At 50.0% G+C, this 25983-nt stretch carries 20 protein-coding genes; 7 read left to right on the forward strand and 13 right to left on the reverse strand.

Annotated features, from left to right (window positions below; translation table 11 throughout):
• Nucleotides 1–10: 10 nt before the first annotated feature.
• Nucleotides 11–1255: a precorrin-6y C5,15-methyltransferase (decarboxylating) subunit CbiE gene (gene cbiE / locus H6G21_RS26235; protein WP_347278021.1), complete on the forward strand. Its 1245-nt coding sequence runs from the start codon at nucleotides 11–13 to the stop codon at nucleotides 1253–1255.
• Here the strand turns inward: cbiE and H6G21_RS14105 are convergent.
• The 10 genes from H6G21_RS14105 to H6G21_RS14150 all read right to left on the reverse strand — a co-directional run bounded on the left by H6G21_RS14105 (nucleotide 1252) and on the right by H6G21_RS14150 (nucleotide 8747).
• Nucleotides 1252–2019: a cobalt-precorrin-6A reductase gene (locus H6G21_RS14105; RefSeq protein WP_190574068.1), complete on the reverse strand. Its 768-nt coding sequence runs from the start codon at nucleotides 2017–2019 to the stop codon at nucleotides 1252–1254. The two genes, cbiE and H6G21_RS14105, sit on opposite strands and share 4 nt — an antisense overlap.
• Nucleotides 2020–2130: 111 nt before the next feature.
• Nucleotides 2131–2664 (reverse strand): TIGR02588 family protein, encoded by a 534-nt coding sequence (locus tag H6G21_RS14110; protein ID WP_190574069.1) that lies wholly within the window; start codon nucleotides 2662–2664, stop codon nucleotides 2131–2133.
• A 98-nt stretch (nucleotides 2665–2762) separates the two neighbouring features.
• Nucleotides 2763–3677, reverse strand: coding sequence for a TIGR02587 family membrane protein (locus H6G21_RS14115; RefSeq protein ID WP_190574070.1), 915 nt, complete (start codon nucleotides 3675–3677; stop codon nucleotides 2763–2765).
• 13 nt (nucleotides 3678–3690) lie between these two features.
• Complete coding sequence (locus H6G21_RS14120; RefSeq protein ID WP_190574071.1) at nucleotides 3691–4095, reverse strand: phage holin family protein; 405 nt, start codon at nucleotides 4093–4095, stop codon at nucleotides 3691–3693.
• A 140-nt stretch (nucleotides 4096–4235) separates the two neighbouring features.
• Nucleotides 4236–4421: a YqaE/Pmp3 family membrane protein gene (locus H6G21_RS14125; protein ID WP_190574072.1), complete on the reverse strand. Its 186-nt coding sequence runs from the start codon at nucleotides 4419–4421 to the stop codon at nucleotides 4236–4238.
• A 108-nt stretch (nucleotides 4422–4529) separates the two neighbouring features.
• Entirely contained in the window at nucleotides 4530–4943 is a 414-nt protein-coding gene (locus tag H6G21_RS14130; RefSeq protein WP_190574073.1) for a hypothetical protein, read from the reverse strand.
• Nucleotides 4944–5056: 113 nt separating this feature from the next.
• Complete coding sequence (locus H6G21_RS14135) at nucleotides 5057–6538, reverse strand: PRC-barrel domain-containing protein (protein ID WP_190574074.1); 1482 nt, start codon at nucleotides 6536–6538, stop codon at nucleotides 5057–5059.
• Between the two features lie 341 nt (nucleotides 6539–6879).
• Nucleotides 6880–7047 carry a hypothetical protein gene (locus tag H6G21_RS14140; RefSeq protein WP_190574075.1) on the reverse strand — a complete coding sequence of 56 codons (168 nt, stop codon included), beginning with the start codon at nucleotides 7045–7047 and terminating at the stop codon, nucleotides 6880–6882.
• Nucleotides 7048–7353: 306 nt separating this feature from the next.
• Nucleotides 7354–7692 (reverse strand): CsbD family protein, encoded by a 339-nt coding sequence (locus H6G21_RS26240; protein WP_190574076.1) that lies wholly within the window; start codon nucleotides 7690–7692, stop codon nucleotides 7354–7356.
• A 338-nt stretch (nucleotides 7693–8030) separates the two neighbouring features.
• Nucleotides 8031–8747: a response regulator transcription factor gene (locus tag H6G21_RS14150; RefSeq protein WP_190574077.1), complete on the reverse strand. Its 717-nt coding sequence runs from the start codon at nucleotides 8745–8747 to the stop codon at nucleotides 8031–8033.
• A gap of 422 nt (nucleotides 8748–9169) precedes the next feature.
• Between H6G21_RS14150 and H6G21_RS14155 the strand changes: the two genes are divergently transcribed.
• The 6 genes from H6G21_RS14155 to H6G21_RS14180 all read left to right on the forward strand — a co-directional run bounded on the left by H6G21_RS14155 (nucleotide 9170) and on the right by H6G21_RS14180 (nucleotide 18137).
• Nucleotides 9170–9958 (forward strand): SDR family NAD(P)-dependent oxidoreductase, encoded by a 789-nt coding sequence (locus H6G21_RS14155; protein WP_190574078.1) that lies wholly within the window; start codon nucleotides 9170–9172, stop codon nucleotides 9956–9958.
• 358 nt (nucleotides 9959–10316) lie between these two features.
• Nucleotides 10317–13493, forward strand: coding sequence for a PAS domain S-box protein (locus H6G21_RS14160; RefSeq protein ID WP_190574079.1), 3177 nt, complete (start codon nucleotides 10317–10319; stop codon nucleotides 13491–13493).
• 160 nt (nucleotides 13494–13653) lie between these two features.
• Nucleotides 13654–15459 carry an ATP-binding protein gene (locus tag H6G21_RS14165; RefSeq protein ID WP_190574080.1) on the forward strand — a complete coding sequence of 602 codons (1806 nt, stop codon included), beginning with the start codon at nucleotides 13654–13656 and terminating at the stop codon, nucleotides 15457–15459.
• Between the two features lie 456 nt (nucleotides 15460–15915).
• Nucleotides 15916–16347 (forward strand): response regulator, encoded by a 432-nt coding sequence (locus H6G21_RS14170; RefSeq protein WP_190574081.1) that lies wholly within the window; start codon nucleotides 15916–15918, stop codon nucleotides 16345–16347.
• A gap of 12 nt (nucleotides 16348–16359) precedes the next feature.
• Complete coding sequence (locus H6G21_RS14175; RefSeq protein ID WP_190574082.1) at nucleotides 16360–17637, forward strand: hybrid sensor histidine kinase/response regulator; 1278 nt, start codon at nucleotides 16360–16362, stop codon at nucleotides 17635–17637.
• A 98-nt stretch (nucleotides 17638–17735) separates the two neighbouring features.
• The gene (locus tag H6G21_RS14180) at nucleotides 17736–18137 is read left to right on the forward strand and encodes a hypothetical protein (protein ID WP_190574083.1); all 402 of its coding nucleotides are present in this window, start codon (nucleotides 17736–17738) and stop codon (nucleotides 18135–18137) included.
• Between the two features lie 218 nt (nucleotides 18138–18355).
• Here H6G21_RS14180 and H6G21_RS14185 read toward each other — a convergent pair whose 3' ends face one another.
• From H6G21_RS14185 to H6G21_RS14195, 3 genes are all read right to left on the reverse strand, one after another.
• Nucleotides 18356–20851 carry an S-layer family protein gene (locus H6G21_RS14185; protein ID WP_190574084.1) on the reverse strand — a complete coding sequence of 832 codons (2496 nt, stop codon included), beginning with the start codon at nucleotides 20849–20851 and terminating at the stop codon, nucleotides 18356–18358.
• Nucleotides 20852–20937: 86 nt separating this feature from the next.
• A complete protein-coding gene (locus H6G21_RS14190; RefSeq protein WP_190574152.1) occupies nucleotides 20938–23619 on the reverse strand; it encodes an S-layer family protein in 2682 nt (893 codons plus the stop codon).
• Between the two features lie 386 nt (nucleotides 23620–24005).
• Entirely contained in the window at nucleotides 24006–25979 is a 1974-nt protein-coding gene (locus H6G21_RS14195) for a ShlB/FhaC/HecB family hemolysin secretion/activation protein (RefSeq protein ID WP_242041827.1), read from the reverse strand.
• Nucleotides 25980–25983: the final 4 nt, after the last annotated feature.

Consider the following 25983-nt stretch of genomic DNA (forward strand, 5'->3'; position numbering starts at 1 on the left):
GGCAAAGCGGGTGCAAAAGTGGCTATCAGTGGTGGGAATGGGCGAGGAGGGGTTGGAGGGAATAAGTCCGGTGGGACGATCGCTCCTAGCCCAAGCCACCACGATCGTCGGTGGAGAACGTCACCTGACCATGGTGCCCCCAGACGATCGGCAAGAACAGCTCCTTTGGACTTCCCCGATCGCTGATTCCGTGCAGCAGATCATGCAGCGGCGCGGACAGGCGGTTTGTGTGCTGGCCAGCGGCGATCCCCTGTGCTACGGCATTGGGGTCACGCTCCTCCGCCAGATTCCCATTGCAGAAATGACGATCGTCCCCGCTCCGTCGGCCTTTAGCCTTGCCTGTGCCCGTCTGGGCTGGTCGCTCACGGACATCGAAACCCTAAGTTTGTGTGGACGCGATCCGGCGCTCTTAAATGCCGTCCTGTATCCCGGTGCCCGCATCCTTATCCTGAGCGCAGACAAAACCACTCCAACCACCGTCGCCCAACAGTTGACCCACCAGGGCTACGGCAATAGTCAAATCACCGTCCTAGAACGCATGGGCAGCCCCAATGAACGCATCACCACCCACACCGCCACCAGCTGGCAACCCCTCGATCTCGCCGACCTCAACACGATCGCCCTAACCCTAGCCCCCACTCCCCTTACTCCCCCTACTTCCCTTACTCCCCCTACTTCCCCACTCCCCCTCTCACCCCATACCCCCGGCCTCCCCGACAGCGCCTACCAGCACGACGGACAGCTGACCAAACGAGAAGTGCGCGCCGTAACCCTAGCAACCCTAGCGCCCTTGCCCGGACAACTGCTGTGGGATGTGGGGGCAGGCTGCGGATCGATCGCCATTGAATGGCTGCGCAGCGATCGGCGGTGTCGGGCGATCGCCATTGAGCACCATCCCACGCGCCTGCAATACATTGCCCACAATGCCAATGCTTTGGGCGTACCCCAGCTCAAAATCGTTGCCGGACAGGCTCCAGCAGCCCTCCACGACTTACCAGAACCGGATGCGATCTTCATCGGGGGGGGATTAACGGCACCGGATTTGTTGGAAACCTGCTGGCAGGCGCTGCGCCCCGGCGGTCGCTTAGTGGCCAATGGGGTGACGGTGGAGGGGGAACAATTGATGTTCCAGTGGCAGAGCAAGTTGGGCGGCAGTTTGACCCGCATTGCCATTCAGCGGGCAGAACCCGTGGGGAAATTCCTGGGCTGGAAGGCCATGGCCCCGATTACGCAGTGGATGGTCGTGAAGGATTAAATTTTTTCGCAGGGCATGAGCCTCTGTTGGAGCCATGCAAAAGCATCTTCTACCGTTGCAACGATGTCTCCAGGCGGTGCGATCGGGCGTTGGATCATTACCACTGGAATGGCTAACTCGCGTGCGGCGATAATTTTGGCATAGGTGGCAGCCCCCCCACTGTTTTTGCTCACGATCGCGCCAATCCCATAGCGTTGTAGTAGCGATCGCTCCTCCGCCAGCGAAAACGGGCCTCGTTCCAAAAGCACTTGACCCGGTGGCACTGCGGCATCCGATCGCGGCGGATCAATCATCCGCATCAGAAACCAGAGATCGCACAAGTGGGCAAAGGCCGCTAGTTCCTGCCGACCGATCGTCAAAAAGATACGCTGGGCAATCTCTGGCAATACCCTTGCGGCGGATTCATGACTGTCTACTTCAATCCAGCAATCCCCCGCTGTACGCTCCCAGGCCGGACGCAGCAGCAGCAAACGAGGGATACCGACCCTGGCAGCAGCAGCAGCAGCATTGAGGGATATGCGATCGGCAAACGGATGGGTCGCATCCATCAGTAAATCAACCTGCTGTTCTCGTAAATACGCCACTAGTCCTGCCACGCCCCCAAATCCGCCAATGCGGGTATTTTCAGAGGGCACCACCGGCTGACGGGTGCGCCCCGCCAAGGATGTAATCACCTCCACCCCTGGAATTTCCGCTGCCTTGACCGCCAATGCAGTGGCATCCCCTGTTCCACCCAAAATGAGTAAGCGCTTCGTCTCAGTCATATCAACCCATCCTCTCTCAACGGAACCCTCGGAACGGGTATTCTATTTTGACAGGATTTCACCGCGATCGATGGATGAATTGCTCAATCGATAAATTGCTCAATCGATGCATTAGGGGATTTGATAACTCGTGATGCGCACGGAAAACTCCTCTTTCTGAGGCTTCTGCGGGAGAACAAAAACCCCTTCTTCCACCTCTCTTCTCGACAGAAAGTCAATCTGTTGAGTTCCGATTTCTTCCACCGTACCCTTGCGCTTGAGTTCTCCAATCATTTGGAGTTGAGTAATCGTTTGATCCCCTGCATTGGTCACTTCAAAGGGAACGTGGAATTGTCCGTCCCGCATTTCAGTTTTATCCAGGTGAACCGAGACGATCGGGTTCGGGGGCTTTTGGGAATTGGGCTTGAGCCAGAGAAACCCAACGGCACCGACTAACGCACCGATAATGGTTAATGAAATTCCAAAACTCAACCATTCGATCGGTGATTTTTGGGTTTGAACCGATTGATCGTCATTGGTTCGATCGCCATTGCTGGGATGACTATTTCGATCATCTGGTTGCGCACTTTTTAGCACTTCTACAAGCTCATCTAATTGGTTAGCCTTAGCGTCTACCGTATGATTTAATTCCGATGGCGAATGCATATTAGGGTCTAACTTCTATGATTTAACTTCTACGGTTTAACTTCTGGAATTTGATCTCTATGACTTGATCTCTGTGATTTAATCTCTGTGATTTAATCTCATAGTGCAAGTCGCCCCGCAGCTCCACCGATCGTTGCCGGTAGCCCTAGGACGATCGTGTAACTAACCCATAAAGTGGGCGGGTCTCCCCATTGAAGGAGTTGGAAAAACCAAAGCATTGCGCAGGCCACCCCTAGGGAAACCAAGTAGGACATTACCGTTTCACTCAAGGGCGTTTGGAAGAGGCCCCGTTGTTTGCGTCGTTTTTGTTGGTCGGAAAAGTTAGCCTCAAAAACAATGCCATAGGAAATCAATAAAGACGCCATGATGGTCAAAATAAGCCAAGGCCCAGAAGTATTGGCAGCCAAGGTTTTGACCTCATCGGTGGGTGCAATACTAAAGGCAACAATCAACGCCCCCATCATCGTGGCAAGAATATCGTTGAAAGTCTCCTGCCACAGCGTAGACACATGAGCCCTAGAAGAGCGATCGCCTTGGGATTGGGAGGTCGATCGTGACTCGTTTTCATCACTATCTTTATTGGTCAGAAACTGATTCGCGAGGCTAACCCCAATGGAAAAAGGCACACTCTCGAAAATTACTTTTCCAAAAATTTCATGGAGTTGCGTTTCTAACGTCACTTCTCGCAACAGGAGCAACAGCAAAAACGAGCAAACAATCCCGATCGCTTGGGCTTCGACAGTATCCATGATCAAAGTGCCCCAGTGAACCGAGGAAGATTGCCGGAATCCTGCGGTGTAATTTAGACCAAAAACAACGATGCTGGTGATGAAAAGGGAAGCTAGCATGATCGGCGGAGTGACAGAAGAACCAATCCACCAAACTTCCATAGTGTACAGTAGGGGAATTCCAAATAAAAAGCCACCACAAGCCCCCCGAACAAGATCTTGACATTCTCGTTTTAGGGCGGATTGGTGGTGGCTTGGATGCTGTGTTGAGCGAACCTTAGCCATGGTGGAAACTTAATTATTTTTGACTAGCTTCTAAGGATTTTTCAGACGTGGCGGAACTTAAAAAGGTAGGCAGCGTACGATCGGCGAAGTAGCTATTGAGGAACGTTGTCCCCAGCGAAAGCACAACGGGGCCTAACAGCGTTGCAGCCGTACCATGTACTGCGAATCCTGGAACCACTACACCTGCCAACCAGAAACAGATTCCGTTAACAACAAAGGAGAATAATCCCAACGTTAGGAAGTTAATGGGTAAGGAAAGCAGTGAAAGCACCGGACGAATCGTTCCGTTAATCAAACCAATGGCCAGAGCCGCGACGATCGCTGCGGGGAAGTTAGCAATGTAAACGCCTTTAAACAAAATATCGACAACGAGTAGGCTTAAGGCGGTTACTAAAGTCGTTAAGAAAAAACCAGTCATGGGAAACCTCCGTAAAATATGAATCGAGTCTCAATGGATCGGCAGAAATTGTTTCTGATTATTCCGTCGGATTATTCCGTCGGATTAAGCTCACTTGAGCCAATAGAGCGGTCAAACTGAGTAGCCATTCTAGGGAATCCCTACAGATTTTCAGGATTCATCATTTCGTCATAGCGAGTTAAAGCCCACAGTGCATGGATAATTCCGGGAACCCAACCCAGTAAGGTCAATAGAATGCTAATCACTAGAGTTGTGCTCACCCCATAGGCTAGGAACACAGCTACCGGGGGAAGAACAATGGCAAGTAGGTAACGTACAGGTTTCATTGAAAACACTCCATTAAACAATTAGAGATGAACAGGATTAAAATCTGCGAAAGATGCTACTAGAACAAAACCACGGGAGAAGTCTAGACAACGGGTAACAGCCGCAAACTAGGACTTTGGTGCGTTCGATCGCAGGCGGTTTTTAACTTGAGTCAGTACTTCCTTTTCCATGCGGGAAACGGTTTGCCCCAATTCATTCACCCTGTGTTCGACTTGGGCTTGCTTACGTTCCGCTAACACGGGGTGATCGGGATTAGCTCGTTGGGCATCAATCTGTTGGTTGTACCAACTCTTGGCTTCAGCCGCCTTTTCTCGCACCGTCAAATAGCGATCGCCGTAGCGCTGTGCCATCTGTTGATCTAGAGTTTCTAAGCCCTGTTTCAATTCCTGGTAGGACTGATTGGCCTCAGATTGCGGATCGCGGGAAAAGGCTAACCACTTGAGTCTGAGGTGTCTACCCCAATCCACCAGGGATTGTTTCAGGGCTGCTAAAGTTTCCGAAAAATTCTGAGTGTTAGACATGATTCTGCCTCCAAGGGGAGGGAAATGCAGAGCGGCTTGGCTCTGGCATTTCCGAATAGGTTAATAGACGAGATCAATGAAGTCACTAAATTAAAGGCTCAATTACGCCACTGTTACTTCATGGCAGGCAATGCAGCACGGCCTGGTTGCGGGGCTCGCAGTTGGGCTTGACTAAACTCTGGGGTCTGGGTGTAAACCGAGGCCAACAGAACATCTAGGACATCGGCACGGCGAGCCGCTTCGATCGCTTGGTGGGTAATCAGTTCACCGGCATTGAGGATGACCTGATCTTGATAATCCAGAATGACTCGGGTGACGGGGCGGCCTAATGCGCCTTTAATCCGTTGCTCTTCCAAGGCTTGGGCACTTTGATCCCGCAGTTGGGCGGTTTTGTACTTGGCCCAGCGCAGCAGTTGGGAAGTCCCTTCTTGCACCTGCGTGCCGACACTTTCTGCGGTATTGCTCAGTTGGCCGCGGGTCGTCGCGATCGCGTCGCTCGTGCTGGACTTCGCGGCATCGGTCGAAGACAGCCCCACGGATTTGAGCAATTCTTTTTCCGTGTTGGTATGGCGGGCGCGTTCCACCACAGGCTGCGTTACGATTTGGCCTGGAGCGACCACAATCACGCCGCTCCGGGTACGCACAATCGTTTGCGCACGGCGTCCTAGCGCTTGATTAACGGTGTACTGAGCCGTGACCGTGCTGGTTTTACGGGAAACATCTTGAGCCACTGTTTCCGCCTTCTGCGCCAGCTTGTCTGCAACTTCACCAGCCCGCTGCTTGGCATCTTCCACCAAGTCGCCGCCCGTGGCACGGTACAACCGATCCAAGATGCCCAACTCCTCCGCTGCATTGACATTGGTCATGGTGACCACGTGGCCAGCTTCTAAAAACAGCGTTCCATTAGGATGCAGCACCGATGCTTGGGTGATACGACCTAACACATAACTACGTTGAGCTTCCACCGGGACGATCGTGTTGGCTAGTTGGCTGGTTGCTTGGCGGCGGGCTTCCTGGACCTGTTCTCCCGCCTTTTGTGCTGCTTCCTGAACCTTTTCGCCCGTCGTTTGCATTGCACCCTTGAGGCCGCCGACCTGTTCTTCCATCAACTCTGCCACCACTTCCGGGACAAAGGCGTAGTCTTCCCCGATGCGTAGGGTTTGCAGAGCCGGGACAAAGGAGCGACCGGAGTAGGCATCCGCAAAAATGCCACCAGAAACTTCGTAGCCCTCCACGACACCGCTATTTTCATCAATATACAGGTCAACCATTTTGCCTAAATTCTGCCCCGTCACGGTCAGAATTTGGGTGCCTTTCATAATGTTGTTATGGTCCAAAATGGCAGAAATTTTGCTGTGGGACGAGGCCGGGATGACATCTTCTTTGGAACTTGTGATGACTGCGTCGGCTCCCATGGACTGAATCGATTCGATCGGGAGCACTTTCGCATCCCGTAGAAATCCGGGTTCTTCCACCAACAAAGCAATCAGTAAGTTGCGATCTTGATCGAAAATTAAATCTTGCACTCTGGCAAACTTCTTACCAGTATCAAATGCAACGATCGGGCATCCAATTAAATCACTACCTTTCCGCATGACATAACTCCCAAAAATTCATCTTTTTATTCGGTTTGAACTACTTGATTTGAACCCCTTCAGAAGCTGAGTCCAACAGTCATCCCGTCTCATCCTAGAAATATCTGAATTATCTTGAATGTTGATCAAGAAGGTTGATGCAACGATCGCTTAGGATTCCTTCAGGCCATACCGATTTTATTAAGGTAGACAAGGCTTACAGACTCGTTAGCTAATAGCATGGACGGATGATCACCGGATACTATCTATTTACTGACTCGACTCACTGACTCAACTCATTCAAATTACTGACTCAACTAAGCGTTCAAACCATTAACTGATTGTTCTACAGAACTGCTGCATTAGTATTGGTCGGGATAACGGTGAATCTCCAGCCGTTTGCTACCAAATCCATTGATTAGATTAATTGCTCCGGAATATTCTAGACCTGTTAAAATCGCTGCAAGCAGCAACAGGAATAAGGGTAGCTGAATGGCAGTATTCGATTGCTTTCCGACAAAACGTGGCATAATTTCATTCCTCAGGTGACTGGATCAGTAGTTTTAGAAATAAGAATGGTTAGATTTAGGAAGAAATCTTCTAGGTGGAAAACTGGTTAGCCGCTCACCACCCAGAAGTTAGGGGGTAAAGTATAGGGAGAGCTGAGAATGATCAGTGAGCACTTGGTCTAAAACAACATGCTTTCTCAGTAAACACGTTGTTTAGGCAAACGCTGCATTAGTGCACACTTTTTAGTGAACGCTTCTTAGTAAAAGCTTCTTAGTAAAAGCGTCCAAGGGAACACACCTTTCAAGGGAACACTGCTGAGTACCTTCTTAGCGACGGATGTCTTCCGCAGCGTTCAGGGCATCGGCTTCCGTTTGCTTCATCCGACCTTTGGCAACTTTCGTCGGATCATCGGTCGCTTCACCAACCGCTTCTTCAATCTTACCGGCAACGTTTTTAGCCGCTGCTTCCACTCGAGTTTGAACCCCTTCAGCAAAATTCTGAGCCTTTTCCTTCAGGTTTTCGGCACTGTGGCGAACCTTTGCTTCGGATTGCTTAGCTTTCCCTTCATGTTGATCTACGGGATCGCCAGTGACATGCCCGATCGCTTCTTGAGCCTTTCCTTCGAGGTTTTTTGCAGTTGCTTTAGCTTTTCCTTCTAAACTCATGATTAATACTCCTGTGAGTGGTTTCAGTGTTGTGTTAACCGAAGCGTACATCCTACTGTTGATAGGGAAGAGGACTGGATGGAGTGAACAGGTTTGTTTGTTCCGCAGTCGTTGCTTCGATGTCCTTAATGTACTCAACTCAACTGGAGTATCCGTCTATCAAAAGGGGGCGATTTTATACCGTTCTAGAAAAGCGATCGAAGAAATCTTAGAAATAACTGGGTTGGAATTGGCTCAAATCATTGCTATGTAAGGCGTTGCGTTCCTCATCCTTTGGAACCGTGACTCCCCTCTCTTTAGGAAGATTCATGATTAACCTAGCATTGAGCCAATTCAGTTTATTCAATCAAACCCGCTCTGAGAGCCAGAACAGCGGCATGGGTGCGATCGTCCACACAGAGTTTATTCAAAATATGGCGGACATGGGTTTTGATGGTGCCAACGGTTACAAATAGGGTCTCTGCAATTTCTGCGTTGCTATACCCGCGCACGATCAATTGTAAAATCTCAATTTCCCGATCGGTCAAGCCCGCATTTCCTACAATTTCCTCATATTCTGCATCTAGCGCCTTAATTTGCACAGTTTTCTCGGTTTCTGGTGCCGCTACGACCTCCTTCTGCCGCACCTGTTGCAGCACAATGCTCGCGATCGTGGGATCAATCCAAGGATTCCCGTCATGGGTCGATCGAATGGCCTCTTCCAGCTTATCCATGCTGATATCTTTCATACAGTAGGCGTCTGCTCCCGCCGCAAAGGCCGCCATAACCGAATCTTCGCCCTTATGCATGGTCAACATCAAAATTTTGGTAGCGGGTTCTGCCTCGGCGGAATATTCGCGAAACCGACGCAGCATTTCAATGCCATCCATATCGGGCAACCCAATATCGACGATCGCAACATCAGGTTTTTCGCTAGTCAGCAGTTTCAATCCTTGTATGCCATTGGCCGCTTCACCAATCACACTGATGCCTTCTCGCCGTTGTAGAGCTGCTTCCAGCCCCATCCGAGTCAGGTCATGATCTTCTACAATCACAATCCGAATCACATCTTCCATGAAATTTCTCCTTAAACTTTTTAACTTGGGAGGAATAAGACGGTAGCTCTCCCAACATTACAATTCTGCTTCTAGCGTTATATTAATACAGACAAGGGGAAAGTTAATCGATCGCGCTATAGATTGCAAACTCGATAGATTGCAATCTCAATTAAAGACACCCTAATTTTTTGCTGTAGATGGGTGACTGTTCTCTGATCCGAACAGAATCCTTGTAAGTATTGGTTGCAAGTATTTGGTGACAAGTATTTAGTGACAAGTATTTAGTTGCAAGTTGGGACTATAATTTGCAGCCCAATTTGCAGTTCAATTTGCAGCCCAATCTACCATCCAGTTTGCAGCCCAATTATTCGTAGCCCAATTAATCGTTAATGGAATCTACGGTCTCACCACAATTAATTAGAAATCCAAATCATTAAATTATGAAACTCCAAAATAAAGTTGCCATTGTCACCGGAGGAGGTACGGGGATTGGCCGAGCAACGGCTCTACTTTTAGCCCAGCAAGGTGCCAGGATTGGGGTTGTCGATCGCACCGTTGATCCCAGCCTAGAAACCGTAAAGACCATTGAACAACAGGGCGGACAGGCGATCTGGCAAAGGGCCGATGTCTCCCAAGCCGATCAAATGGAACGGGCGATCTCGCAAATCATGCAGACGTGGGGACGGATTGATATTGTCGTGGCCAATGCGGGCATTAATGGGACTTGGGCTCCGATCGAAGATTTACAGCCGGAGGAATGGGATGCCACCCTCCATACGAATCTGAAAGGTACTTTTTTGACCGTTAAATATACAGTTCCCTATCTGAAACAGCAATCGCAAGGATCAATTATTGTCGTCTCATCCGTGAATGGGACGCGGGGGTTCAGCCTATCGGGCGCAACGGCCTACGCCTGTTCCAAGGCGGCACAGGTGGCCTTTACCAAAATGATTGCCTTGGAATTAGCCAAGTATCGCATTCGAGTCAATGTCGTCTGTCCCGGTGCGATCGAAACGGGAATTAACGACCATGATTCCCAACGGCGACGCCTAGAAGACATTCAAGAACCCGTCGAGTTTCCACGGGGCAACATTCCCCTCACGGGTGGACATCCCGGCAAATCTGAAGATGTAGCTCAGTTGGTGCTTTTTTTAGCGTCTAATGAGTCTAGCTACATTACAGGAACTGAAATTTGGATTGATGGCGCAGAGTCCTTGATCAAGGGATAACTCCTTGCCAATGCCCCTTGGCCCCGATCGTCAGTCAAGTTTTATTTTTCAATGAACGTTTTTAATCTAATTTCCAGCCATCACTGAATTAGGGTCGCGCTTTGATCTTAACCGTCTTTAGATCTTGACCGTCTCTAGATCTTGACCATCTTTGATTCGGATCATCGCTAAAGCATCCAACGTGAATTTTAGAAGTACTTTATAATTGTGTAGTCAATTCTGTGCTGACGCTTTTGGCATCCATCTGACCTGAAGGCGATCCATGTTGAAAGTGATTCTTTGAAAGGGAATCGACTTTTAAGCGTTCCTGAGTTCTGCCTAGATGTGTTTTTTCCCTTGCAGTAGGAGCTAATCGCCTATGCCCTATTCCTTTGCCCTCTCCTGCTGTCAAAAATTCCTCGATCGCATGACTGACCTAGCCTGGATGATGGACGATCGAGGCCACCTGAGGCTGACCAATCCCCCCTGGAAGCGCTTTACCGGACAATCGCATCCCGCCCAGGATCTAGGGCTGTTGTGGGACTGGGTGGAACCGAGCGATCGCGATCGCATTCAGTTGGCCTGGGAAGCGGCTCGATCGTCCCTAACCGTCGTGGACTGTAAGGTGCGGTTAAAGAATGCCCAGGGCGTTTACGAGTGGATGCAAGTCAGCCTAGAAGCCATGGGCAATGACAAAGTCAATGACAAGGGCAATGACAAGGTCAAGGAGGAGAGCCCACCGGATGCGACGGCCAACCTTGAGAAAGCCCCCCTCGATAGCCCCTTTGCCAATCACCGGGCTTGGCTGGGGGTGGCAGTCCGGCTTGGCAGTGGGGCCATGCTACCCGATTCCCGCCAATCGAGCCAATTTGTAGAAGCCTTGTTAACCCATGCCTCCGATGGCATTGTCGCCTGCGATGCCCAAGGGCAATTAGTCCTGTTTAACCGTGCTGCACAGATGTTCCACGGTTTGCCCCCGGAACCCATTTCACCAGAACATTGGTCCAACTATTACGATCTCTACGATCGATCGGGTACCCGACCCTTAGCGGTTTCTGAAATTCCCCTCTACCGCGCTTTAGCAGGGGAAACCGTTGAAGGCGAAGAAATTATGATTAAGCCCAAAGCAGGGCAGTCGCGATCGCTGCTCTCTAACGGGGCTTGTATCTACAGCGCCACGGGGGAAAAATTGGGAGCCGTGGTCTTAATGCGCGATATTACAGCCTATAAGCGCGCCACCGAAGCCCTAGAGCAGAGTGAAAAACGGTTTCGGGCTATTTTTAATCAAACCTTTCAGTTTATTGGCTTGCTCCAGCCCGACGGAACCCTGATTGAAGCCAATCAAACCGCCCTGGAATTTGGGGGCGTGACGGCGGCAGAGGTGATTCAGCAACCCTTTTGGGATACCCCTTGGTGGCGCAATTCTTCTGAGAATCAACAGCAGTTACGATCGGCGATCGCGCGGGCAGCCCAGGGCGAATTTATTCGCTATGAAGTCGAGGTGGCAGGCGCAGAGGGACAGACCTTGACGATCGATTTTTCCCTGACCCCCATTCGAGATGCCCAAGGGAAGGTGACGCTCATTATTCCCGAAGGTCGCGATATCACGGCCATGAAACAAGCAGAAGCAATGCGGCTGCGCACCGAACTCTACACCGAGCGGCTGTCGATCGCCCTACGAGTGGCCAAAGCCGCCGCTTGGACGTGGGATCTGCAAACCCAAAAACTCTCTTGGACCCCCGAATTTGAAGCCCTATTTGACTACGAGCCAGGGAGCACCCAGCAGATCTACGACGAATGGTTTAATCGGGTACATCCCGACGATCGGGCCCGGGTGGAACGGGAACTCCAAAAGGCGATTGACCAGGAAACGCCCGAGTACCGCTGCGAATATCGCATTCAGTGGCAAGATGGCCAAATTCGTTGGATTGATGGCGTGGGTGAAATTCATCCCGATGACCAGGGTCAGCCTCGCTGGATGTCCGGGCTGGTGTACGACATTACCGATCGGAAGCTGAATGAAGCCGCGTTACAGCGCAGTGAAGAATTCACCCGTCGCATTTTGGAAAGCAATCAAGATTGCATTAAGGTTTTGGATCTCGAAGGCAATCTGCTCTACATGAATGACAACGGCCAGTCGTTGATGGAAATCGACAATTTCAGCCAGCAAGCAGCCAATCATTGTTGGCTCCATTTTTGGCAAGGGGAAGACCAACAGATGGCCAGAACCGCACTTACAGCAGCGCAATCGAAGAAAGTTGGCAAATTTGAAGGATTTTGTCCAACGGCCAAAGGGACACCAAAATGGTGGGAAGTCACCGTGACCCCTATCCTAGGCCCCGAGGGTGAGGTTGAACAACTCCTCTCCGTGTCCCGAGACATCACCGATCGACGCAAATGGGCATCGGCATTGCAACAAAGCGAAGCGTTGTTCCGCACCACCTTTGAACAAACCGCCCTAGGATTTTGTCATGTCTCCTTGGAAGGCCAATGGTTGCGGGTCAACCGTAAGCTATGTGAGATTGTGGGATACCGCCCAGAAGAGTTGCTGCAAACCACCTTTCAAGCCATTACGGCCCCCGAAGATCTGCCTAAAGATCTCGCCCTTGTGGAACAATTATTGAAGAATGAAATCCCTGAATATTCCCTAGAGAAGCGTTATATTCACAAGCAAGGCCACCATGTATGGGTCAATATTACCGTTTCCCTAGTCCGGGAGAGCACCGCAGAAGAGCGTTTAGGCAAACCCAGTTATTTTTTATCTGCGGTCGAAGACATCACAGAACGTAAGCAGTTGGAATTACAAAACCAGCAACAAACTGAAGAACTACAACTGATTAACCAATCGCTGGTTACAGCCCAACAACGGCTGCGGGAACGCAATCAGGAATTGGATCAGTTTGTCTACATTGCGTCCCATGACCTGAAAGCACCGCTACGGGCGATCGCCAACCTCTCGGAATGGATTGAAGATGATCTCATGGGTCAAATCCCGGAAGAGAATCAACAACAACTGCAACTGCTGCGCCAACGAGTCCATCGCATGGATGCCCTAATTGATGGATTACTGCGATATTCCCGCGTGGGTCGGCAGGATTTGGCCATTGAGTCTGTGGATGTAGCCGATCTCGTGCAGGAGGTGATTGACTCGTTAGCCCCTCCCCCAGGCTTTAACATCACCATTGCAGGCACAATGCCCACCCTGAGATCGAAGCGGTTGTTATTACATCAAGTCTTCGCCAACTTGATGAGCAATGCGATTAAACACCACGATCGCCCCGATGGTTCCATTACAATCGCCTGCCAACCGCAGACGGATCAGTACTATCAATTTACGGTCAAGGATGATGGCCCCGGCATTCCTGAAACAGAGCACGAGCGAATTTTTGGAATTTTCCAGACCTTACAGGCGGATCACTCAACGGACAATACTGGCATTGGGCTGGCCTTGGTTAAAAAGATCGTAGAAGCGGAGGGCGGCCAAATTACAGTCCACTGCGACATTCCGAGGGGGTGTCAGTTCTCCTTTACCTGGCCCCAGTCGATCGATCGCTAGCCTGGTTCCCACCGATTGGCCAAAATACGAGGAAAAAAATTACTAAAGGAAGATGGCAGATCAGCGGAGATAGGGCCAAACTTGAGTGAACTTTTTGATCATTTCTCATCAGTTTTTCACAGAGAGATCGTTTGTTCAGAAACTATCTTAAGATAACGGGATGCTGCGAAATCTAAGTTGGTTAAATCGGTGGTCTCGTCTCTCCTTAACCTATCGGGGAGCTATCATTGTCACTATCCCATCCCTCTGTTTATTTGGCACTGTGGGCGCTTGGTTTTGGTCGCGATCGCAAGGATTAAAGGTCGCCGAGCGCATTGAGCAAGTCCAGACAAGGCTCGATCTTAGCAATGAACTCTTGATCACACTCCTAAACGCTGAGACCGGCGTCCGGGGCTTTGTGCTCAAGCAGAACCCAGATTTCTTAGAACCGTTTTACCAGGCGCACCAAAGTGTTCCCCAGGTTTTGCAGAAGTTAGTCTCCTCCGTTGAAGCGGATACGGAGCTTGACTACACTAATCGATCGCAATTAGCCCCCCTGAGAACCCAAATTGAAACCATTCAACGGCTGACCAATGAACTGCAAGCTGCTTCTAGCCCCAGCCAACAAGCAGAACTGCTGCGGCAGGGCAAGGAGGCCATGGATCAGTTACGGCAAACGATTGCAAACTTTCAAACCTATGAATACGCCCTGCTCAAGCAACGGCAAACCGAACAAAAGCAGATTCGGAGTCTGATTCAAGCGCTGCAACAACTGGCTGTTGTCTCGGGTGTGCTATCCACCGCTGGAGCGATTTACCTGTTTGGTCTCCTAGGAGAAGAACTCAAAAGCCGAGAATCCCAATTACAAACTCGTAATAGCTTACTGAAAACCCTCAGTAACGATATCGTAGACGGCATTATTGTCATCGACGCCGCTGGGTTTGTGGAAACCGTAAATCCTGCCGTCAGCCATATGTTGGGATATTCACCAACGGAGTTACTGGAATGTCCATTAATTCAAATTTTAGTGGAACCCACAACGCCCTTGCCAAGACCGTTGCCCCCCTTGCGGAGTTGGCTAGAACAGTTACCCCGCCTAGGCCGCACCTGGCAAACCCAAGCCTATCGCAAGGATGGATCGAGTATCCCGATCGAACTCTCCTTAAGCGAAATCCCTGGAGAAAACCAATCGATCGCCATCATTCGGGATGTGTCTGAGCAAATTAGCCTCATGCAACAATTGCAACTGCATTTGGATGCATTAGAGCGGCTGAACCAAGCCCTCATCCGTTCCAACTCCTCCCTAGAGCGGCGTAACCAAGAGTTAGCAGACTTTGCCTATGCCACCGCCCACGACCTGCGCACCCCCGTGCGTGGCATCGTCACGCTGTCGGAATGGATTGAAGAAGAACTGAGCGGTTACACGTCAGAACAGTTATTGACTTACCTGCACCTACTACGCAAGCGCACCCACCGGCTCAATGCCCTGATTGATGGCCTGTGGGAATATACCAACCTCGGCCAAACACCAGTCGCCCCCGAGGCCGTGCAACTAGATGCGATCGTAGAAGAAATTCAACAGGCCCGCCCCTTGCCCGAGGGATTTGACTTACAACTCCACCATCCTTTGGTCACCTTAACAACCTGCAAAGTGCACTTAAAAAAGGTGCTAGAAGAGCTTTTGGAAAATGCGGTCAAACACCACGATCGATCGACGGGACAAATCGAGATCTTTGCCCACGGAGGGGAAGACATGATCGAATTTATGGTGCAGGATGATGGCCCCGGCATTCCTTCGGCGTACCACACTCGGGTCTTTCGTCTGTTTGAGACCCTGGAACCCCGCGATCTGACTGAAAATACCGGGATTGGACTCGCGATCGCGAAAAAGCTAGTGGAACGGGTTGGAGGGCGAATTTGGATCCAGAGTAATGGAGAACGGGGAACCACCATTCATTTCAGTTGGCCGAAGCACCCGGAAACCTAGTCAGTCCCATATACTGTCGGGAAATATTATCGGGAAAATGAAAATAATACTTTTGGAAGATAGACAATTGGTATAACGTCTTACAATAGAGGAATGCTGTGCGGAAAATCTGGCAGCATACTGGACTTAAGCACATCAATCGATGGAGCATTCCCGGAAACGCTAGAAGGTATGTTCTAGAATGCATCCACAGAGTCTTGCTAGGGGGTATTGCTAGTACTGCGTTGGCGTTCTAGTCAATTAGCATTCTAGTTAGTCTGTGTGCACTGCTAAACGGTCAATGAGTGAGCCTTCTTACCCAGGTGACTCAACCCAGGTGATCCCTAAGGGTCATTCAGCCAACGTGATTACTGCCTAGATTCCTAACCCTAGATTTCGGGTCTAGACCGTTGTTCCTCAATCGCAACCGTTTGTTACTATTGCCTGCTTAAGTCCCGTTATCTAGACAAAACTATCATGTTAACCATTGTGCGGAATCTAAACATTTTACTAGTTGAAGATGATGAAGTCGATGTCATGAACGTCCAGCGGGCGCTGAAAAAGAACGGTTTAGAGGTGCCTCTACACCGCGCCGCCAATGGATTAGAAGCACTGTCCATGCTTCGCAATGATTCGAAACATCTCGCCCATCCTGGTCATTTGTTAATTTTGCTCGATTTAAATATGCCCAAAATGGGAGGGCTGGAGTTTCTGCAAGAACTACGGCGGGATCCCAATCTCCGTCATATTCCTGTGGTCGTTCTGACAACCTCCAAGCAAGAGAGCGATCGGGTTGCAGCCTACAAGTTAAATGTTGCAGGCTACATCGTTAAGCCGATTACTTTTTCAAGCTTTGTTGAAACCATGAACGTCATCAGTCAATATTGGTTACTCTCGGAAATGCCATAAAGTACCTATGTTATGAAAGATGAAAAAGCTAACAACAGAAGCAACGTAGATGCAAAGCTCAACGTAGACTTAAATATTACAGCTAAAAAGCCAACCCAAGAAACGCTGATTCATGACACCCTAGACATTGCAACCTTAGGGATTGAGACCCTAAAAGTGCTGGTTGTCGATGATGATCCCGTCGATCGTATGGCGGTGCGCCGAGCTTTCAAAGGAGCTGACTTTCAGGCCAATTTAATAGAAGCCGAAAATTGTGCTAAGGCACTTTCTCTCATCAATCATCATGAATTTAACTGTATCTTTGTGGATTATCGATTACCCGATGGTAATGGCTTAGATTTGGTTAAACAGTTACGTCAGCAGGGGATTCGTATCCCAATTATTAGCTTAACGGGTCAAAGTAACGACCAAATTGCCGTTGAGTTGATGAAGGCTGGAGCTTCAGATTATTTATCGAAATCCACGGTCTCCCCTGGACGGTTGCGGCAAGTTTTTCAGAACGTCCTGCGGGTCTATCATGCAGAAAAAGCCGCAGAGTTAGCCAATCGCCAGCGGGAAGAACTCCTCCAACAAAAGGAGGAATTTATTTCACGGATGACCCATGATTTACAAACGCCATTGGTCGCGGCTAACCGAATGCTTCAGTTAATGCAGGAAGATGCTTTTGGTGACGTGCCTGAGAAAGTTAAACAACGGATGAATGTCATTATCCGAAGTAATGAAGACCTACTACAAATGGTACGCAATATTGTTGAAGCCTATACCTATGATGCCAATGCTAAACAGTTTAATTTAATTCCCTTTGAAATGACGGAACTCATTGATGAAATTATTCAAGAATTGAGTTCTTTAGCAAATGCAAAGTCGTTGAAACTGAAGGCGGTCTTGGTGGATAGTGAAATGCCTCAAGCCAGTTTTGGCATCCAAGGCGATCGCTTGGAGTTAAAACGTCTGTTGACGAATTTAGTGGGCAATAGTTTAAAGTTTACCGATCGGGGTTCTGTGACCATTCAAATAACGGCTGCTACACCCGAAATACCGTGGCTAACAATTCAAGTGCAGGATACGGGCAGCGGTATTGCACCTGAGGATCAGCCTATGCTATTTGAGCGATTTCGTCGGGGGCAACACAAGCGATCGAACAGTGGTTTAGGGCTATACCTCTGTCGGCAAATTGTGGAAGCCCATGGCGGGCAAATCTCCGTGGAATCTCAACAAGGGAGTGGCAGCACTTTTACCGTCAAGCTGCCAACGGATAAGCTGCCAACGGACAAGCCACCAACTGCCTAAGGAATTTTTTGGATCTCTCAAAATAGTGATGCTCTCTCCTGCCGAGGCCGTTACTGTGGATGATAGAGACCTTCAGCAAATCTTGGAGCACAAGGACTATGAAATTTACAACCTTTGGACTCATGCTAGCCCTAGTCGCTTCCTTTGGCGTCGTGGCCTGTTCCAATACGGGTGAAACGCTGAAAAAGGAAGGGGGAGAAGCCATTGAGCAATCGGGAGATGCCCTCAATAAGACTGGGGATGCTATGCAAAAGGATACCGATCGCGCGGTGAAAAAGACCAATGAAGCTGCTAAAGAGGCTGGGCAAACCGTAAAGCAAGAAACCGATAAAGCAGCGAAAGAAGCAAAGGAAGCCGCTAAGGAAACTGGGGAAGCCGTTCAGGAAGCGGGTGACGTGGTGAAAAAGGGGACAGGGGAAGCGCTGAGTAATACGGGTAAGGCTTTACAGAACAATGGGGAACAAATGAAGAAGGAAACCCAAGAAAATGATCCTCGTTAACGCAGCAATTGATTGTTAACTCAGCAATTAATTGTTAACGCAGCAATGGATTACTGCAAATCCGATCTGGGTGCTGCTATTCTACATAAGCGCAACTGAGGATATCATGATGAGTGTTGCTGAATCTGACGATACAGCGTTTTTGAAACCCTTAAGGTTCGGCTAGAAACACAATGAAATGACTGTACAGTTCAACAATACCTAGTCATTTAATATCCTCAGTTTTTCAAACTACTGGTTAAACTACCAGTTAAACTACTGGTTAAACCACCGCTACAGGTTGCGATCGAGCCTGGAGAAACTGAGCCCGATCGAGCCACTAACTCGATCGAGCCATCGGCGTTACGTTGCCATCCAGAGGCTTGCAGGAGTAGGGGCTGGGTTGCAGGAGCTTGAGCCACGGATTCTTGATTCCCACGATAGTTAGACAGATCCCGGAGATCAGTCCAGCCACGATCGCCTACAATTTGCTGATTGGGGTTTTGTGGAATCCCACCGCGCCCGGTTGCAACAAACTGGCTTCCCTGGTTGGCAGCGCAGCCCGTTGCTATTTTTTGACTCGAATCAGATACGTTTACAGGCAACTCGGTTAATCCTGCGTTGGGATCAGTCCCGATCGTATTCACTTGTACATTGCCGCTCAAACCAAATTCAGAACTTGCTGTAATATCATTATCGGGGGTTAGCTGCCCTCGGAACTTTAAGCCTAGAATTCCCTGGGTTGTAATATTAATGTTGCCACCCTTACCTCTAACGGCATTGGCAATAATGTCACTATTTTCCAATCCCAAAATGATTGGCGATTGCAGAGTTATGTTGCCCCCGTCCCCCGTCCCTTGAGTGGAAACGCTAATCACACTGCCATGGCGCATGAGCAGCAGATGACCATGATTGAGATAGATGTTTCCACCACTCCCAGACATGGTAGAAGCTGTAATGCTGGCTTTGCCATCTAACAACGTAGATTGAGTATTGAATCGGATATCGCCTGCTTGTCCAGGCCCATCATTCCGCACAGATAGCGTTGCCCGATCGGTAATTTTTAACACTGGAGTATTAATGGTCACTGTGCCTGCATTCCCTGTCGGGATGGCGGGTACCCTCAAGAAGGCTTGGGTTCTAGGATCAACAATTTCCACGGCCGCCAGCAAGCGACTAGGGAGCGCAAGCCCCTCCGCCACACCTCGCATTTCAACGGACTCTGTCGCATTGACTGTAATGTTACCCGTTGAACCAGACGCCAGCGCCGTCGAACCAATCACGCCACTTTCTCGTAGCAATAATCTTGATGTATTGATTAGCACATCACCAGCATTGCCTGCACCGATACTACTGGACACGATCGAACTTGACGACGCGGTTGCCGGAACTGCATCTGCAATTTCAATCAAGTCTGCTACATTCACCGTAACCTGTCCCGCTTGACCAGTACTTGCAGTCGCAGAGAAAATACTTCCCCCCCGGAGAAGTTGAACATGATTGGCTGTAACTAGAACCTCCCCAGCCTTGCCACTGCCAAAGGTTGCACTCCCGATTCCAGAAACATTGATAGGATTGGTCCAATTGAATCCATGGACTTCTAGGCGATCGCGAACATTCACATTCATATTGCCGCTCCCAGCCGGTGTAAAAGTCCGGGCTTCGATGCGAGCGCCATCCTGGAGCAAAAGTTGGTTAGCCGTGATCCTCACCCCTTCCACCGTTCCCAACCCTAGGTTGGTTGAATAAATTCCATTTCCCCACAATCCATCGACTGTATTTCCAACCAGATGAATAGAATCCGTGGCATGAATGACGATTCCACCCGCAGACTGGGAGCCAACGCTATTTTTCAGGACAAAAGACCCATCCGCCAAACTGATATTGCGTCCCTGCAAAGCGATCGTACCGCTATAACCGCTGACATCCAGCAGGGATTGATCGGCAAGATGGATATCTCCAAACTGTGAAACAGATGAATAATCGCCGACCCAGCCTTGCTGCGTGGACGTGAGACTGACTTGGCCCTGGTTCACACTACTGACTTCTAGACGACCAACGCCTTTAATGGAGAGAATTCCACCCGAGAAATTTACATTTCCCCCCACTAACGCCAACGTTTGGCCAAACCCTGCCTGCAATCCGATCGGGCTCTTGCTGGCATCAAACGGTAGAAATCCGCCCCCCTCAAGCCGATGACCCGTGTTTTGGACGGTGATTTCCCCTGGATTTTGCCCCATTTGCAGACCGATCGGAGCGCTCATCGTTAGCAAGGGCACAGTGCTGGAATTCGTTGCACTGAACGCTGTCCCATCGGCAAACTGAATACTACTCGCAGTGGTTCCAATAAACGATCCCCCAAGATTGAGCGAGGCGTTCGGCCCAAATAATATTCCAATAGGATTGAGTAAAAATAAGCTGGCACCACCATTGGCTTTCAGCAACCCATCAATGTTGGAAGCCGTCCCCCCCGTCACCCGCGCAAAGATATTCTGCACATCTAACGCATTGTTAAAAAAGGCAGATCCGCCCGTGGGCACTGAAAATTGGCTAAAGCTATGAAATAAATTGCCGCCCGATCGCCCACCGCCATCGATCGTGAAATCCCGTGCGTTAGGACTGCTCACTGTCGTAGGTAAGCTACCATCCGGAATCACTTGGGCATTGGCGATCTCCATCCAAGGGCCGAAACCCATTAAAACACCCAATACGCCAACGATCGACCGAACTTTCATCCAAGGACTCCACAAACAGTTATGTTAGAATTCCCGGCACCGTGTTTTTTTAGCTCAGTAAACTCACATAATCAAGTTTTCCATTTTTACAGAGTCTTGACTGTTTGAAAATTGTTTTCGCTACAGGTTACGATCGCGTCTGCGACAACAGGGATAGGACTTGCAATCAGAGCGATCGTGCCATCTACGTTGCGTTGAAACCCCGATGCTTGGATGAGAATCGGTTGCGTTGCAGGAACGGGATCTGTAATACTTTGCTTGCCACGATACGCAGACAGATCTCGCATATCCTCCCAAGGACGATCGCCCACAACTTGCTGGTTGGGATTTTGTGGAATTCCACCGCGCCCGGTTGCAACAAATTGACTGCCCTGATTCGCAGCGCAGCCCGTCGCTATTTTTTGACTGGGGTCAGTTACATTCACGGGTAATTCGGTTAAGCCCGCATTCGGATCAGTCCCGATCGTATTTACTTGTACATTCCCACTCAAGCCAAATTCAGAGCTGGCAGTAATATCACTTTTAGGTGTTAACTTTGATCTAAATTGCAATCCTAATAGTGCCTGGGTCGTGATATTGATATTTCCACCACTTCCGAGGATAGCATTTGCTACAATGTCACTATTTTCATTTTCCAGTCCTACGATCGCTAAAGCATTAATATTGATATTTCCACCTGTGGAAGCTCCTTGTGCATTGGTAGTAATGTTGCTACCCCGACGCAGTAATAACACTTCCTTCGTTGTCAGATTGATATTTCCCTGACTCCCACCATTCACTTCAGCCTGAAGACTCGCACCATTATCCAAAAAGATGTTACGGGCATTCACATTCAGGTTTCCAGCATCTCCAGAACCCGTGTTGCTGACTGCGATCGTCGCACCATCCCGCACTTGAAGTCGATCGACGATGAGATTCACCGACCCTGCGGAAAAGCCCGTTGTGGAAGAAGCGGAGAGGGTGCTGGGAAGAGACTGCCCCGGCCTTAAGGATAAGGATGGAGACACCCCTTGCACATCTAGGTTTTTAACATTGAGGTTCACATTTCCTGCGACCCCGCTCCCTTCTGTTGAAGACGTGATCTGCCCTCCATTAAAGACTCGCAAACTATTCGCCGTGAGATTAATATTGCCGCCCTGCCCTGTGGCATTCTGACCTAATGCAACTGTAATCCCACTCACCCCTTGACTGTAACTATCAATCCGGGGATCACTAACTTGCACATCCGTCGCTTGAATCGTAATATTTCCCGCAGCACCTTGACCCGCCAATGCAGCGATCGGACTACCGGAGATGGCACTGGAGATGGTTCCTCCCTCCATCACAGACAGTCGGCCTGTATTAATCGTAATGTCGCCCCCTTGACCGTTGACCAAGGTTTGCACAGAGCTAATCACCGCACTGGTAAACCCCGCTGGTGTTGTGCCCCGAATCTCTAAACTTTCCCTTGCCGTAATGGAGATATCCCCTGCTGTCCCCGTTGTAATGCTGGGCAGCCCTGTAAAGAAATTAATCGAACCCAATAAATCCGTGCTAATGCGCCCCCCATCCAGCAACCGTACCCGATCGGCATTCACCGTAATTGCGCCACTGTCATTCTGTTGCCCACCTGCAACCAGTGTGGTGATGGCCCCTGAAACGTAGACGCCAGTGAACGGATTCGGAAACGGGCTGTAACCAGCCACTTCTACATCGGTCGCACGCACGCTAATATTGCCGGTTTTGGCATTGTTGATCGGGGCAAAGGTGAAAAAGTTAGTCCCATAGTTGAGGGATTGCACCCAGGCACCGTTGGCAAGCCGTAATTTTTGCGTGTCGATCGTAATGTCCCCAGCCGTTGCACCACTTTCTGAAACACTTGTGAACACACCCGCAGGCATATAATTTTCAGGATGGGAAACACCCAGCAAATCCACAAATTCCGTCGTTTGGATATGAATCCCTTTACCGTGGCCATTCGCACCGGTCAATGCTGAAATGCCTGCCCCATCCTGCAAGGTCAAACCCCGCCCTCGAATATTGATGGGGCCTCCTATAGCCCCTGTGGTATCGATATTGGAGGACTGCCGTAACGTGATGGTGCCCCAAGTGGGAGAGGACGATGAACCGGCCAATTGCCAGTTCCCCACCGTCGGCAGATTCACAGTGCCATTCTGGACAGCCCACAGTTCCACTTGGCCATCCGGTACAGCCAGGTTGGCGCTATTGATGTCGATTTGCCCACCGACCAATGCCAGAGTTTGATTGGGAGTCAGCGATAGGGTTGGGGGGCGCAACAAAAAATTGTTAGCAGGCGTTCCTTGCACTGTTATCGCCCCAGCATTGGCTCCCATTTGCAAGCCCACAGGTACACTCATCGTTAGCAGGGGGGAATTACTGGGACTCACTGCGCTGAACTCTGTCCCATCGGCAAACTTGATGCTATTAGCAGTCGTGCCAATCAACGATCCCCCCAGCTTCAGTGAGGCATTTGGCCCAAATAATATTCCACTGGGATTCAGTAAAAATAAGCTAGCACCACCATTGGCTTGAATCAGGCCATCAATGCTAGAAACCGTTCCCCCAGTCACTCGTGCAAAAATATTCTGCACACTTAACGCATTATTAAAAAACGCTGAACCACCTGTGGGAACTGAAAACTGGCTGAAGCTATGAAACAGATTCGTCCCCGTCAGAGTGCCGTTCTCGATCGTAAAGTGATTACCACTTTGAGAAACGGTTGTCGGTAGCGTGCCATCGGGAATGACTTGAGCTTGGAGAGGGTGCATTCCCCCTAGGCCGATCGCAACCGCAAGTACAAGGGCGTTAACACTAACAGACTGAGATCTCCCTAGCCACGTCACTACGCCGGTCATGATGAGTACTCTCACAGTTTGCAAAGAAATCAAAAGGCTGTTTTCAGTTTTCCCCTATATCAGCAAAATCAACTGTAATTTTGTATTTTTTGGTAGAATAGTCTGTTTTAAGTCGTTTTACTTAGTACATGTATTATTTTTTCGCGATCGATTCCAATCACCGAACCAAACAGCCCCCGTTGCATCCACACCCTAACGATTCCAGAAATGCCTGTCACAGAAAATACCTGTCACAGAAAAGCAGGCCAGGAATTCTCCCGACCTGCTTTTTCAATGGATTCAAGCTCGAACGAACGGGATTAAAACGGTGTGTAATTCACTGAGAAATACAACCCATTTTCCTGGAGCGATCGCTTCTCCCCTTCGACCGACACCAGGGGAATGCCCCAATCTAGCCGTACAGACAGGTTATTGCCCTGCTTCCAAATCAACCCCAAGCCCATCCCAATCAACGTTTCTGGATCTGGATTATCTTGCTTGGAGTTCCAACCCGTTCCGATGTCAATAAACGGAGCCAATTGCAGAACCGTTCCAGATTTCAGCGAACGCACGATCGGCAGACGTAACTCCGCCGCCACCAACGCTCCACTATCCGTTAATAGCGCATCCTGACGATAGCCCCGCACCGTCATTTGCCCCCCTAGCCCCATTTGCTCCAAGGGCAGCAGGGAGTTATTGGTCAACTGCACGTCGCCCTTCAGCAAAAATAGCGCATCTGGAGCGAACTGCCGTACCCACTGGGCCTGCCCCCGCCAAGAAACAAATCGGCTGTCGGGTTGGCCTTCGTTGGTCGTCGCGCCAAACCAGTCCACGCCCACGCTAAACTGCGATCGTAGCGCCAAGACATGGTGATTACTACGTTGCGTATAGTCTTGGAAAAAGCGTAGGGCAGAAACCTTGGTTTTCCCTTCTGAGTCTGCACCCGGCGAGAGCGGGAACGGCCCAATGTTATCTAAGCCCAGTTCCGTTTGGCTTTCCTGCCGCGAAAAACTAAAGCCCATGGCAAACTCTTCCGTCGGCTTCTGCACCAGCGGCTGACGATAGCTGAGTTCGTAATAGCGCGACTTGGATTGAATATCCAACACACTAAACGGATCCTCTAGAACTCGGTTCCAGGACGTACCGTAGGAGAAGGACACTGTGCCATTGCGGGCATTGATCGGCAGCAGATAACTTAAATCGATCGCGTTACTACCGTTGGTGTTGGTATAGCCCAGGGTGATCGTATCGCCCCAGCCCAGCAAGTTCGCTTCCTGAAGTTCCACCTTGCGCCGGAAACTACCTACACTGGGCGATCGACCATTGTCTAAGGAAAACGTTGTGGAAAAAGTATCCGCTTCTTGAACTTCCACCTGCAAAATATTGCTACCGGGTCGCACACCAGTTTGCAAGTCTGCGGAAACCCCTTGAATCCGAGGATCCAGCCGTAACATTTGTAGGCTTTCTAGCAACCGATCGGTTTTGATGGGAGTGGAGGCTCCGCGTTTAATGCGATCGCGGATATAGGGGGTTCTCAGCCGTCGATTACCCGTAATTTTAATGTCTTCTAATTTTCCTTCAATTACTTCGATCGTCACGACCCCATTTTTCAGCGTTTGGGGGGTGACGATCGCCCCCGTTGTGACATAGTTATTGTCGGTGTAGAGCTTCGTAATGACATCCCGCGCTTGCAGCAACTCCGCAAAGGTAATTTCCCGTCCGACAAAGGGAGCTGTCACCACCGCAAACTGCTCTGGCTTAAAGACCGTACTACCCACCACGTCAATCCGATCGACGCGCACCTTGGCGGTCATATCCTCATTGCCCAAGGGATCGGCACCCGGCAGTTGGGGCGCAGGCAATTGTTCGCCGTTGCTGGGCTGGGTGGGGAGAACGTCGGACGGCAGCGGCGTCACTGGAGGAAGGGTTTCAATCCGCCCCGGAGCCCCATTAGAGGGAACGGTTGGCCCCCCCGTGTTTTGTGCAATCAAGGTTTGCCCGATCGGGGTTTGCGCGACTGAAGTTTGCGCGACTGAGGTTTGCCCGATCGGGGTTTGCGCGATCGCTACCGACTGTCCGCATAGCTGACTACACAAGCCCAAGGTAACAGCCAATCCGACAGACAACGGCGGAAGTGAGGAAAGTGTGCGAGGAACGCTGTCCCATTCCTGACGACGGGTAATAGTAGCCATGCGACGGTGGTGAATTTTCATTGAAATATGGTTCCAGAATGCCCATAAAACTCCATCAACCTGCAAATCCCAGAGATTTAAATCCTTAATAGTTCGTAACATCCAG

Source organism: Alkalinema sp. FACHB-956 (assembly GCF_014697025.1).
Lineage (GTDB): Bacteria > Cyanobacteriota > Cyanobacteriia > Leptolyngbyales > Leptolyngbyaceae > Alkalinema.